This window comes from Burkholderia sp. BCC1638, assembly GCF_902833195.1.
GTDB lineage: Bacteria > Pseudomonadota > Gammaproteobacteria > Burkholderiales > Burkholderiaceae > Burkholderia > Burkholderia diffusa.
Window position 1 is genome coordinate 38,593 of record NZ_CADFEC010000005.1, and the last position, 12,100, is coordinate 50,692.

A 12,100-nucleotide genomic window follows, 5' to 3' on the forward strand; every position below is an offset into this window, starting at 1 on the left:
GGCCGGCGCGTGCGGCGAAGAATCGTCGGAATGGACTAAGGCGTTTCACCGGGCTCGCGATCCGGCGGGGCGGCGTCGTCGGTACGCGACGCGTTTGCGCGCGCCGGCTGCGCGTTGGACATCGACATCGCGCGACCGTGCCGCGACAATACCGGTCACTTTTCCGTTTCCTGCCCCGAGGTGCCCGTGCCAGTGAAGTCGTCCGTTGCTCCTGCCGTCGTGTGGTTCCGCGACGATCTGCGCGTGACCGACCAGCCCGCGCTGACGCGCGCGGTCGCGTCGGGCCGGCCGCTCGTGTGCGTGTACGTCGACGACACCGGCGAAAGCGCGGGGCGCGCGCTCGGCGGCGCGGCGCGCTGGTGGCTGCACGGGGCGCTCGCCGGACTCGACGCGGCGCTCGCGCGTCATGGCGGCCGCCTGCTGCTGCTGCGCGGCGATGCGCCGCGCGAGATCGAACGCGTCGTGCACGACACGGGTGCGGCGGCCGTGTACTGGAACCGCCGCTATGCGCTGCCGCAGCGCGATGCCGATGCGGCGTTGAAGGCGTCGCTGAAGGCGCGCGGCCTCGAGGTCGAGAGCAGCAACGGCAGCCTGCTGAACGAGCCGTGGGACGTGCTGACGGGCGCCGGCACGCCGTTCCAGGTGTTCACCGCATACTGGCGCGCGGTGCGGCGCGATCGCACGGTGGCGGCGCCGTTGCCGGAGCCCGAAAGGATCGCGTTTCACCCGTGGCCGGCCGGTGTGCGCGAACGTGCGCTGGCGCTCGACGCGCTCGCGTTGCGTCCGGGCGCGCCGGACTGGGCGAGCGGCCTGCGCGACGCATGGCCGGCACCCGACGAGGCCGGCGCGCATGCGCGGCTCGACGCGTTTTCGGTCGAGTCGCTGGCCGGCTATGCCGATACGCGCGACCGGCCCGACCGGCCGGCGACGAGCCGGCTGTCGCCGTTCCTGCGCTTCGGCAACGTGTCGCCGCGCCAGGTGTGGCATGCGGTGCAGGGGGCCGCACAGGCGGGCGGCGCAGCCTGCGCGGCCGGCGCCGAGAAATTCCTGAGCGAGCTCGGCTGGCGCGAATTCAGCCACGTGCTGCTGTATCACTTCCCGGCGCTCGCGACCGACAACTTCCGCGCGCAGTTCGACGCGATGCCGTGGCGCGACGATCCCGCCGCGCTGCGCGCCTGGCAGCGCGGGCTGACCGGCTATCCGCTCGTCGACGCGGGGATGCGCGAGCTGTGGGCGACCGGCTGGATGCACAACCGGGTGCGGATGGTCGTCGCATCGTTTCTCGTCAAGCATCTGCTGATCGACTGGCGGGCCGGCGAGCGCTGGTTTTACGACACGCTCGTCGACGCGGACGTCGCGAACAACCCGGCGAACTGGCAATGGGTCGCCGGCTGCGGCGCCGACGCCGCGCCGTATTTCCGCATCTTCAATCCGGTGACGCAGGGACGGAAGTTCGATCCGCAGGGCGCCTACGTGCGCCGCTGGGTGCCGGAACTCGCGGGCCTCGACGAGGCGACCATCCATGCGCCGTGGGAGGCGTCGCCGGTGGAACTCGCGGCGGCCGGCGTGCGGCTCGGCGTCGACTATCCGGCGCCGATCGTCGATCACGACGGCGCGCGGCGGCGTGCGCTCGATGCGCTGGCCACGCTGCCGAAGCGTCACTAGACGTCGCGGGGCGCAGCCGTCACACTCGTGCGCGCGGTGCGGCTTGCCATGTCAGTCGCAGAACGCCGCGTGCTCGAGCAGCGCAAGCGCGACGCCCGCATCGAAGTAGGCCGCGCCGCACCACGCGACGAACGCGAGCGCGCCGACGGCCAGCGCCGCGCGCATCACGCCCACGCGGCCTTGCCCGGCACCGGACGCGCCATGCGCGCGTCGTCGATCGGCAGGTGCAGCAGCGCGGCCAGCACGCCGAGCGCGATCGAACCGATCCACAGCGGCAGATACGAATGCGTCGCGTCGTAGACGAGCGCGCCGAGCCATACACCGAAGAAGCTGCCGAGCTGGTGCCCGAAGAAGACGAAGCCGAACAGCGTCGCGATGTAGCGCACGCCGAACACCTGCGAAATCACGCCGGTGGTCAGCGGCACGGTGCCGAGCCACGTGAAGCCCATCACGGCCGCGAACACGTAGACGCTCGCGGGCGACAACGGCGCGGCGACGAACGCGGCCATCGCCAGCGCGCGGACGAGATACAGGACGGACAGCACATACTTGCGCCGCAGCAGGCCGCCGAGATGGCCGCATGCGTAGGTGCCGGCCACGTTGGTCAACGCGATCAGCGCGAGCGCGACGCTGGCATGGCGCGCCGGCAGGCCGTGATCGAGCAGGTAGGCGGGCAGGTGGGTCGCGACGAACGCGAGCTGGAACCCGCAGGCGAAGAACCCCGCGTTCAGCAGCCAGAAGCCGCGATGCGCGAACGCTTCGCGCACCGCCGCGCCGATCGACTGGTCGGGGCCGTCCGCGCGACTCGCGGCCTGCGCGGGCCGGTCGCGCACCAGCACGGCGAGCGGCGCGAGCAGCCCGGTGACGAGCGCGAGCGCGACGAATGCATGCTGCCAGCCGATACCGCCGATCAGCACCTGCGCGACCGGCACCATGCAGAACTGGCCGAGCCCGCCGATCGCGCCGGCGACACCGAGCGCCCAGCCGCGCCGGTCGGGCGGAAACAGCCGGCTCAGCGCGCCGTAGATCGACGCGAAGGCCGACCCCGACAGCGCGACGCCGATCACGAGTCCCGAGCCGACCGTGAACACGCCGGCCGACCCGGCGAACGCCATCGTGACGAGCCCGGCCGCATACAGCAGCATGCCGGCGACGATCACGCGCACCGACCCGAAGCGGTCGGCGATCATCCCGGTGAACGGCTGCGCGATGCCCCAGATCAGGTTCTGCAGTGCGAGCGCGAGGCCGAACGCTTCGCGCGACCAGCCGTGGTCGAGCGTGACGGGAGCGAGGAACAGCCCCTGCACGTGGCGGATGCCGAGCGCGGCGCCCATGATGAGGCCGCCCGCGAGCACCGGCAGCCAGCGGCGCCGGGTGTCTTGTTCGATCGGGGTCATGCGGGTCTCCGGATGAATGCGTGCGGCACGACGCCGCGTTCGATCCGATTAGACGATCCGGTCGCGGCGCGCTCAAGCGATCATTCGGTCGCGTTCGCATGCGCGTGGGGAATGCGGTGCTGATGACGAGGGTGGCGTGGGCCGGAGGGTGGAGCATATGAGACACATGCAGCCGGCGTGACTCGCGGCCGATGCAGCGGAGTCGGGGCGCCAGTGCGTCGCCTGCGGCGGCGCGATTCCGCGCGCAACGGCGTGCCGGCATCGGCTCGATGCGGAAATTCGCTCGTGGCTTACCGCCGCGCCACGTCGTACGCGCGCATCGCCGCGTCGCATTCGGCTGCTTCCGCGAGAATCCAGTCGCGCACGTCGGCGACTTCGCGGCGCGGTGCGGGATCGTGCCGGAACAGCCAGTAGCCGTACGCATCCGACAACGCCTGCGAGTGCGGGCCCAGCACCGCGAGCCGGCCGTCCGCGAGCATCGGCGCGACGAGCGCGAGCCGCCCGAGCGCGACGCCCTGGCCGGCGATCGCGGCGTGGATCACCTGATCGTACTGGTTGAAGCGCAGCACGCCCTTCGGGCGCGCGTCGCCGAGCCCGGCCGCGTGCAGATGCGCGCGCCATTGCAGTGGCGTTTGCGGTGGCCCGTCGAATTCGAGCAGCACGTGGTCGGCGATCGCGGCCGCGTCGGTGACGGGCCGCGCGGCCAGCGCCGGATGCGCGACCGGCACGACGACTTCGTCGAACAGGTGCAGCGCGCCGGCCGGCGCGCGCTCGCGCGGGCAGTAGCGGATTCCGAGGTCGATGCCTTCCGCGCGCAAATCGAGTACCTTGTCGTTCGCGGCCACGCGCAAGTCGACGTCGGGCAGGCGCGCCTGCAGGCGCCCGAGCCGCGGCAGCAGCCACAGCGCGGTGACGCCGATGCTCGCGGTGATCGTGACGGGCTGGCGCTCGCGCGCGGCGGCGAGCGACGCGACGGTGTCCTGCAGGGTGAGCAGCGCCGCGTCGGCGGCGCGAAACAGCCGCTCGCCTTCCGGCGTGAACGCGATCTTGCGATAACCGCGCTGCAGCAGCGCGACGCCGAGGTGCGCCTCGAGCGCGTGCACCTGGCGGCTGACCGCCGACTGCGTGACGCACAGGTCCTGCGCGGCGAGCGTGATGCTCATGCGGCGGCCGACGGCGACGAAGCCGCGCACGAGGTCCAGCGACGGGAGACGGACGAGCGGCGTTGACATGCGTAGGGCTCATGCGAACGGAGCAGCAAGATTGGTTGAGAACGCCGGGCGCGTCAAGTTCAATGGGGGCTGGCCGATCGGGCGGGCGCCGGGTGACGCGGCGCCGCACAGGAGACAGGATGACGATTTCGAACGAAGCAGCCGGGGCGGATCAGGCGGCCGGGCGCGCGGCGGGTGCGTTGCCGCCGGAGGCCGTGACGCTGACCGCGGCCGACGGTTACCAACTGCGCGGCTACGTGTGGCGGCATCGCGGCGGCGCCGCCGCGCGGCCCGTGACGGTCGTCAATTGCGCGACGTCGGTGCGCTGCGACTATTACTTCCGCTTCGCGGCCTGGCTGTTCGCGCAAGGGCGTGACGTGCTCGTCTACGACTATCGCGGGATCGGCGGCTCGCGCCCCGCGCGGCTCGCGAAGCTGCGCGCGAACTGGCTCGACTGGGGGCGGCTCGATTGCGAGGCCGCGCTGCAGTATGCGCGCGACGCGTTTCCCGGCCAGCCGCTCGACGTGGTCGCGCACAGCATCGGCGGCTGCGTGCTCGGGCTGGCGGCGTCGAACGCGTACGTGCGTCACGCGGTGACCGTCGGCGCGCAGTATGCGTACTGGCGCGACTATCGGCAGGAAGAGCGGCGGCGCATGTGGTGGAAGTGGCACGTCGCGATGCCGGCGCTCGCGGCCGTGTTCGGCTACGTGCCCGCGAAGCGGCTTGGCTGGATGGAGGATACGCCGCGTGGCATCGCGCTGTCGTGGGTGCGTTCGCAGGCGCGCTTCGAGGATGCCTACACGCATGGCCCGCTCGCCGAAACCGCCGCGAGTCGCGCCGCGCTGCCGGCGCGCTTCGCGCGGCTGCCGGCGCCGATGCTCGCGATCGGCCTCGACGACGACGGGTTCGGCACGGTCGACGCGATCGAGCGGCTGGTCGGCTACTACACGGGCAGCGACGTCACGCATCTGCGGATCGCGCCGCGCGACATCGGCGTCGACGCGATCGGCCACTTCGCGTTCTTCCACAGCCGCTTCGCCGACACGTTGTGGCCCGTCGCGCTGTACTGGCTGCAACACGGCGCGTTGCCGGCCGATGCGCCGGGCCGCGTCCACGCGCGCCATCCGGCGCAGCGCGCGCGGCTGGCGGCGAGCGGCGCGCCGGGTGTCGTCGCGCACGGGTGATCGCGCACGCGCGTGCGACCCGGCCGTCGCGTCGATGCGGCGGCCTCGCCTGGTGCCGCTGCCGACGAACGCGGCCCGGCCGCGTCGGTATCCGCACCGCGCGATCGATTAACATCGGACGTTTCATTCGACTGGCTGCCCCGTGCCGATGTCCATTCCGCCCGATTCCGAGATTCCCGCCGACCTGACCCGCGCGTGGCGCGTGCACCTGCTTGACGTGCCGCCGGCCGCGTCGCGGGCCGGCGTGCAGGTCGCGCGCGTCGATTTCGACTGGCACGTGCCGCTCGCGTCGCCCGCCTATGCGGCGCTGAGCGATGCAGAGCGCGCGCGTGCCGGGCGCTACCTGCGACATGAGGATGCGGTGCGCAGCGCCGCGACGCGCGCCGCGCTGCGCGATGTGCTCGGCGCGACGCTCGACGTGGCGCCGAAGGACATCGCGATCGTCGTCGACGAATCGGGACGGCCGTCGCTCGACCCCGCGCATCGCGCATCGCTGGATTTCAACGTGTCGCACGCGGGCGATCACGCGCTCATCGCGTGGACCGGGGCAGGCCGTGTCGGCGTCGATATCGAAAGCTGCAATCGGTCGACCGACTGGCGTGCGCTGACGCGCGAGGTGTGCGCGACCGCCGAGGCCGCGTATCTCGACGGCCTGCCGCTCGCCGCGCGTGCCGACGCGTTCATGCGCGTGTGGTCCGCGAAGGAAGCGTTGCTGAAGGCGCTCGGCACCGGCATCGTCGGCGGGCTGCGCGCGTTCGCGGTCGTGCCGCCGCGCGATGCCGCGACGCCCGCGACGACGATCGTCGATCCGGCCGCGCCCGCGGCCGGCGTGGCCGCGTTCGACGCGGGCTGGCTCGACGCGGCGCCCGGCTACGCGGCGTGCGTCGCGTGGACGCGCTGAACCCGTTTCAGCACGCGACGCTCACTCGAGCGGCACGTCGTTCGGCGCCGCGTAGCGCGCCTTGATCACGTCGCTCATCGGGAAGTCGAACGCGAGCCCTTTCGGCGGCACCGGCTTCATGAACCACTTGTCGTACAGCGCGTTGATCTCGCCGCTCTTCATCAGCTGCACGAGCACGCCGTCGACGAGCGCCTTGAACTGCGGATCGTCCTTGCGCAGCATGAACCCGTACGCTTCCGACGACTGCGGCGTGCCGACGATCGTCCAGTCGGCCGGCTTCGCCGCGAGCTGGCGCACGCCGGCGAGCAGCACGTCGTCCATCATGTAGGCGGCCGCGCGGCCCGATTCGAGCGTGAGGCGTCCTTCGCCGTAGTCCTTCGCGCTGATGATCTGCATGTTCATCTTCTTCTCCTCGTTCATCTTGCGCAGCAGGCGTTCGGACGTCGTGCCCTGGTTCGTCACGACCGTCTTGCCGGCGAGATCGGGGAAGTCGCGGATGCCCGAGCTCGTGCGCGTGAGCAGGCGCGTGGTCGCGACGAAGAAGGTGGTCGAGAACGCGACCTGCGCGTGACGCGCCGCGAGGTTGGTGGTCACCCCGCATTCGAGATCGACCGTGCCGTTCTGCACCAGCGGGATGCGGTTCTGCGACGTGACCGGGACGAAGCGCACCTGCAGGTCGGGCTTGCCGGTGCGCGCCTTCACGGCGGCGATCACGCGGTCGCACAGGTCCTGCGAGAAGCCGATCACCTTGCCGCTCGCGTCGACGTAGGAGAACGGCACCGACGTCTCGCGATGGCCGATCGAGATCAGGCCGCCTTGCCGGATCTTTTCGAGCGTGCCGGACAGCGGTTCCGCGGCGAGCGACGCGCCGCACGCGAGCGCGCATGCGGCGACGAGCAGGCTGCGGCCGAGGAGGGCGGTCAACCGGGGCGGGATGGTCATGGCAGGTCTCCGTGGACGGATCGTGGGAAAGCGTCGATTCGTATGTTGCCAAAGACAAAATAATTGCAACATATGTTAATTACGGGGTCTGTCGGGCAACGGCGGCGGGCCGCGCCGGACATCAGGGAAACTCCCGAGTCGAAATCGTGAAAAACGGGGTTGTCTAGACAAGTTGCGATGGCTACACTGCAATCCATCACGAACTTGTCTAGACAGGATTGCTCACATGATTACGTTGACCCCCGGCCACCTGACCCTTCCGCAACTGCGCAAGATCGCTCGCGAATCCGTGCAGCTCAAGCTTGACCCGGCGAGCTTCGCGAAGATCGACGCAGGCGCGAAAGCCGTCGCCGACATCGCGGCAAAGGGCGAGCCGGCATACGGCATCAACACGGGCTTCGGCCGCCTGGCCAGCACGCACATCCCGCACGACCAGCTCGAGCTGCTGCAGAAGAACCTGGTGCTGTCGCATGCGGTCGGCGTCGGCGAGCCGATGGCGCGCTCGTCGGTGCGCCTGCTGATGGCGCTGAAGCTGTCGAGCCTCGGCCGCGGCCACTCGGGCATCCGCCGCGAGGTGATGGACGCGCTGATCACGCTGTTCAACGCCGACGTGCTGCCGCTGATCCCGGTGAAGGGCTCGGTCGGCGCATCGGGCGACCTCGCGCCGCTCGCGCACATGTCGGCCGTGCTGCTGGGCGTCGGCGAAGTGTTCATCCGCGGCGAGCGCGCCAGCGCGCTCGACGGTCTGCGCGTCGCGGGCCTCGCGCCGCTGACGTTGCAGGCGAAGGAAGGCCTCGCGCTGCTGAACGGCACGCAGGCCTCGACGGCGCTGGCGCTCGACAACATGTTCGCGATCGAAGACCTGTACCGCACCGCGCTCGTCGCGGGTGCGCTGTCGGTCGATGCGGCCGCCGGCTCGGTGAAGCCGTTCGACGCCCGCATCCACGAACTGCGCGGCCATCAAGGCCAGATCGACGCGGCCGCGTCGTACCGCGACCTGCTCGAAGGCTCGCCGATCAACCAGTCGCACCGCGACTGCGACAAGGTGCAGGATCCGTACAGCCTGCGCTGCCAGCCGCAGGTGATGGGCGCGTGCCTGGACCAGATGCGCCACGCGGCCGACGTGCTGCTGGTCGAAGCGAACGCCGTGTCGGACAACCCGCTGATCTTCCCGGATACCGGCGAAGTGCTGTCGGGCGGCAACTTCCACGCCGAACCCGTCGCATTCGCGGCCGACAACCTCGCGCTCGCCGCATCGGAAATCGGCGCGCTGGCCGAGCGCCGCATCGCACTGCTGATCGACGCGACGCTGTCGGGCCTGCCCCCGTTCCTCGTGAAGGACGGCGGCGTGAACTCGGGCTTCATGATCGCCCACGTGACGGCAGCCGCCCTGGCATCGGAAAACAAGACGCTCGCGCACCCGGCGTCGGTCGACTCGCTGCCGACCTCGGCGAACCAGGAAGACCACGTGTCGATGGCGACGTTCGCCGCGCGCAAGCTCGCCGACATTGCGGACAACACGAAGCACATCCTCGCGATCGAACTGCTGGCCGCCGCCCAGGGCGTCGACCTGCGCGCACCGCACCACACGAGCCCGAAGCTCGCGCCGGTGATGGAAACGATCCGCAGCAAGGTCGCTCACTATGAACTCGACCACTACTTCGCGCCGGACATCGCCGTGATCGCGAAGCTCGTCGGCGAGCGTGCGTTCGCGAAGATCGCGCCGTTCTCGTTCGCATCGGAACAGTAAGCCCATGAGCGCGCCGGTCTACCAGGAGATCAAGGATTTCATCCTGGGCCGCATTCATGCCGGCGAGTGGGCGGAGGGCGATCAGGTGCCCTCCGAGAACGAACTGGCCCGCGAGTTCAAGGTCGCGCGCATGACCGTCAACCGCGCGTTGCGCGAGTTGACGGCCGAGCAGGTGCTGACGCGCATGAAGGGCGCCGGCACCTACGTCGCGCGGCCGAAGTACGAGTCGACGCTCGTCGCGATTCGCAGCATCTCGGAGGAAGTCGACGCGCGCGGGCATGCGTACCGCGCCAGCGTGCTCGGCCTCGAGACGATCCGCGCCGACGAGGCGCTCGCCGACGAGATGCAGATGACCGTGCGCGCGAAGCTGTTTTATTCGCAGGTGTTGCACTTCGAGAATGACGAACCCGTCCAGCTCGAAGAACGGTGGGTGAATCCGGCGGTCGCGCCGGATTATGCCGAGCAGGATTTCACGAACACGACGCCGAACCTGTATCTGATGCGCGCGGCACCGCTGCAGCGCGTCGAGTACCGGATCGAAGCGGCGGCCCCGGCGCCCGAGCGACGCGAGCAGCTGCGGATGGACGACGTCGAGCCGTGTCTGGTTTTACATCGGCGCACCTGGTCGCAGGGCGTCGTCGCCTCGGTGGCGAATCTGTGGCACCCCGGCAGCCGTTATCGCTTCACCGGGCATTTCTGATTCCTATTTGAATATTCACTTTCCCTCGGGAGCAGCCGTCATGAACCATCCGAAACACATCGATCCCCGTCTCGATCCGACGCGCACGATCCGCGCGCCGCGCGGCAGCGAGAAGGTCTGCAAGACCTGGCTGGCCGAAGCGGCCTACCGGATGATCCAGAACAACCTGGATCCGGAAGTCGCCGAGCATCCGCACGCGCTCGTCGTGTACGGCGGCATCGGCCGCGCGGCGCGCAACTGGGAATGCTACGACCAGATCCTCGCGTCGCTGAAGGAGCTCGGCGAAGACGAGACGCTGCTCGTGCAATCGGGCAAGCCGGTCGGCGTGTTCCGCACGCACAAGGATGCGCCGCGCGTGCTGCTCGCGAACTCGAACCTGGTGCCGCACTGGGCGACCTGGGAGCACTTCAACGAGCTCGATCGCAAGGGTCTGATGATGTACGGCCAGATGACGGCCGGCAGCTGGATCTACATCGGCAGCCAGGGCATCGTGCAGGGCACCTATGAAACGTTCTTCTCGGTCGCGAACCAGCACTTCAACGGCGACCCGTCGGGCCGCTGGATCCTGACGGGCGGTCTCGGCGGCATGGGCGGTGCGCAGCCGCTGGCGGCGACGATGGCCGGCTTCTCGATGATCGCGGTCGAGTGCGACGAGACGCGCATCGACTTCCGCCTGAAGACGCGCTACGTCGACAAGAAGGCGACGACGCTCGACGAGGCGCTCGGCATGATCGAGGAAGCGAAGCGCACCGGCAAGCCGGTGTCGATCGGCCTGCTCGGCAATGCGGCCGACGTGTTCACGGAGTGCGTCGAGCGCGGCATCACGCCGGACTGCGTGACCGACCAGACGAGCGCGCACGACCCGATCAACGGCTACCTGCCGCAAGGCTGGAGCGTCGCGCAATGGCGCGAGACGCAGAAGGTCGATCCGGAAGGCATCGTGCATCCGGCGAAGCAGTCGATGGCCGTGCAGGTGCGCGCGATGCTGACGCTGCAGGAGCGCGGCGCGGCCACGCTCGACTACGGCAACAACATCCGCCAGATGGCGCTGGAAATGGGCGTCGAGAACGCGTTCGACTTCCCGGGCTTCGTGCCGGCCTATATCCGCCCGCTGTTCTGCGAAGGCAAGGGCCCGTTCCGCTGGGTCGCGCTGTCGGGCGATCCGGAAGACATCTACAAGACCGACCAGAAGGTGAAGGAGCTGATCCCCGACGATCCGCACCTGCACAACTGGCTCGACATGGCACGTGAGCGCATCGCGTTCCAGGGCCTGCCGGCACGGATCTGCTGGGTCGGCGTGAAGGATCGCTATCGCCTCGGCCAGGCGTTCAACGAGATGGTGAAGAACGGCGAACTGAAGGCCCCGATCGTGATCGGCCGCGACCACCTCGACACCGGTTCGGTCGCGAGCCCGAACCGCGAGACGGAATCGATGAAGGACGGCTCGGACGCCGTGAGCGACTGGCCGCTGCTGAACGCACTGCTGAACACCGCGGGCGGCGCATCGTGGGTGTCGCTGCATCACGGCGGCGGCGTCGGGATGGGCTTCTCGCAGCACTCGGGCGTCGTGATCGTCGCCGACGGTACCGCCGAAGCGCACGAGCGTCTCGGCCGCGTGCTGCTGAACGATCCGGCGACGGGCGTGATGCGCCATGCGGATGCCGGCTACGAACTCGCGCAGCAGACGGCCCGCGAAGCCGGCCTGAAGCTGCCGATGCTCGGCCGCTGAGCATGACGGCGCTCGATCAGGCGCCGGTGCACGCAACGATGATCCGCGCGGCGGATCTCGTTGCGACGCCGTGGAAGAACGGCGGCGGGGTGACGCGCGAAATCGGCGCGTTTCCGCCGGGCGCCGCGCTCGACGCGTTCGCCTGGCGCGTGAGCGTCGCGGACGTCGGCGCGGCCGGGCCGTTCTCGCGTTTCGACGGCATCGACCGCACGCTCGTGTTGCTGTCCGGTGCGGGCATGACGCTCGCGGAAGCGGGCGGCGCGCGCCACGTGCTCGACGCGCCGCTCGCCCGCGCGGATTTCGCCGGCGAAACGGCGATCGACGCGACGCTGCACGACGGCGCCACGCGCGACTTCAACCTGATGACGCGCCGTTCGGCCGCGCGCGGGACGGTCGATGTGTGGCCCGAAGGCACGCACCGCGTCGAGCGCGCCGATACCGTGCTGCTGTTCTGCGCGACCGGCGCCGTCGGCATCGACATCGACATCGACGGCGCGCACTATGCACTGCAGGAAATGGACACGCTGCGGCTCGACGGGCCGCGGCGTGCGTTTGACGTCGTCGTGAGCGGAGGCGGCGCGCTGCTCGCCGTGTCGCTCGCCGTCGGCGAACGAGACTGAA

At 70.1% G+C, this 12,100-nt stretch carries 11 protein-coding genes; 7 read left to right on the forward strand and 4 right to left on the reverse strand.

Going from position 1 to position 12,100, the window contains the following annotated elements; translation table 11 throughout:
* Positions 1-186: 186 nt before the first annotated feature.
* Complete coding sequence (locus HWX22_RS07260; RefSeq protein ID WP_175915317.1) at positions 187-1,665, forward strand: deoxyribodipyrimidine photo-lyase; 1,479 nt, start codon at positions 187-189, stop codon at positions 1,663-1,665.
* A gap of 51 nt (positions 1,666-1,716) precedes the next feature.
* On the opposite strand, the gene HWX22_RS32225 is transcribed toward HWX22_RS07260, so the two are convergent.
* The 3 genes from HWX22_RS32225 to HWX22_RS07270 all read right to left on the reverse strand — a co-directional run bounded on the left by HWX22_RS32225 (position 1,717) and on the right by HWX22_RS07270 (position 4,294).
* Positions 1,717-1,839 carry a hypothetical protein gene (locus HWX22_RS32225; RefSeq protein WP_059817902.1) on the reverse strand — a complete coding sequence of 41 codons (123 nt, stop codon included), beginning with the start codon at positions 1,837-1,839 and terminating at the stop codon, positions 1,717-1,719.
* Positions 1,830-3,062 carry an MFS transporter gene (locus HWX22_RS07265; RefSeq protein ID WP_244135200.1) on the reverse strand — a complete coding sequence of 411 codons (1,233 nt, stop codon included), beginning with the start codon at positions 3,060-3,062 and terminating at the stop codon, positions 1,830-1,832. Before HWX22_RS07265 ends, HWX22_RS32225 begins: the two co-directional genes overlap by 10 nt.
* A 290-nt stretch (positions 3,063-3,352) precedes the next feature.
* Positions 3,353-4,294, reverse strand: a complete 942-nt coding sequence (locus tag HWX22_RS07270) for a LysR substrate-binding domain-containing protein (protein ID WP_175908696.1) — start codon at positions 4,292-4,294, stop codon at positions 3,353-3,355.
* 119 nt (positions 4,295-4,413) lie between these two features.
* Between HWX22_RS07270 and HWX22_RS07275 the strand changes: the two genes are divergently transcribed.
* Together HWX22_RS07275 and HWX22_RS07280 are read left to right on the forward strand one after the other, a co-directional pair.
* On the forward strand, positions 4,414-5,457 hold the full coding sequence (locus HWX22_RS07275) for an alpha/beta fold hydrolase (RefSeq protein WP_175915318.1): 1,044 nt from the start codon (positions 4,414-4,416) through the stop codon (positions 5,455-5,457).
* A gap of 148 nt (positions 5,458-5,605) precedes the next feature.
* Positions 5,606-6,358 (forward strand): 4'-phosphopantetheinyl transferase superfamily protein, encoded by a 753-nt coding sequence (locus HWX22_RS07280; RefSeq protein WP_175915319.1) that lies wholly within the window; start codon positions 5,606-5,608, stop codon positions 6,356-6,358.
* A gap of 21 nt (positions 6,359-6,379) precedes the next feature.
* On the opposite strand, the gene HWX22_RS07285 is transcribed toward HWX22_RS07280, so the two are convergent.
* Positions 6,380-7,300: a glutamate/aspartate ABC transporter substrate-binding protein gene (locus HWX22_RS07285; protein ID WP_059817892.1), complete on the reverse strand. Its 921-nt coding sequence runs from the start codon at positions 7,298-7,300 to the stop codon at positions 6,380-6,382.
* 226 nt (positions 7,301-7,526) lie between these two features.
* Here HWX22_RS07285 and hutH point away from each other — a divergent pair, with 226 nt between their 5' ends.
* Genes hutH through HWX22_RS07305 form a run of 4 tightly spaced genes read left to right on the forward strand, consistent with a single transcriptional unit; the run spans position 7,527 to position 12,099 of the window.
* The gene (gene hutH, locus HWX22_RS07290; protein ID WP_059701623.1) at positions 7,527-9,050 is read left to right on the forward strand and encodes a histidine ammonia-lyase; all 1,524 of its coding nucleotides are present in this window, start codon (positions 7,527-7,529) and stop codon (positions 9,048-9,050) included.
* Positions 9,051-9,054: 4 nt separating this feature from the next.
* Entirely contained in the window at positions 9,055-9,750 is a 696-nt protein-coding gene (gene hutC / locus HWX22_RS07295) for a histidine utilization repressor (protein WP_059599060.1), read from the forward strand.
* A gap of 40 nt (positions 9,751-9,790) precedes the next feature.
* Positions 9,791-11,479: a urocanate hydratase gene (gene hutU, locus HWX22_RS07300; RefSeq protein ID WP_175908693.1), complete on the forward strand. Its 1,689-nt coding sequence runs from the start codon at positions 9,791-9,793 to the stop codon at positions 11,477-11,479.
* Positions 11,480-11,481: 2 nt separating this feature from the next.
* On the forward strand, positions 11,482-12,099 hold the full coding sequence (locus tag HWX22_RS07305; RefSeq protein ID WP_059817888.1) for a HutD family protein: 618 nt from the start codon (positions 11,482-11,484) through the stop codon (positions 12,097-12,099).
* The last annotated feature ends 1 nt before the right edge of the window (position 12,100 follow it).

Coding starts and splice junctions, on each gene's coding strand:
- HWX22_RS07305 (WP_059817888.1), top strand. CDS start 11,482: ATGACGGCGCTCGATCAGGCGCCGGTGCACGCAACGATGATCCGCGCG.
- HWX22_RS07280 (WP_175915319.1), top strand. CDS start 5,606: ATGTCCATTCCGCCCGATTCCGAGATTCCCGCCGACCTGACCCGCGCG.
- HWX22_RS07285 (WP_059817892.1), bottom strand. CDS start 7,300: ATGACCATCCCGCCCCGGTTGACCGCCCTCCTCGGCCGCAGCCTGCTC.
- HWX22_RS07275 (WP_175915318.1), top strand. CDS start 4,414: ATGACGATTTCGAACGAAGCAGCCGGGGCGGATCAGGCGGCCGGGCGC.
- hutH (WP_059701623.1), top strand. CDS start 7,527: ATGATTACGTTGACCCCCGGCCACCTGACCCTTCCGCAACTGCGCAAG.
- hutU (WP_175908693.1), top strand. CDS start 9,791: ATGAACCATCCGAAACACATCGATCCCCGTCTCGATCCGACGCGCACG.
- HWX22_RS07270 (WP_175908696.1), bottom strand. CDS start 4,294: ATGTCAACGCCGCTCGTCCGTCTCCCGTCGCTGGACCTCGTGCGCGGC.
- HWX22_RS07265 (WP_244135200.1), bottom strand. CDS start 3,062: ATGACCCCGATCGAACAAGACACCCGGCGCCGCTGGCTGCCGGTGCTC.
- hutC (WP_059599060.1), top strand. CDS start 9,055: ATGAGCGCGCCGGTCTACCAGGAGATCAAGGATTTCATCCTGGGCCGC.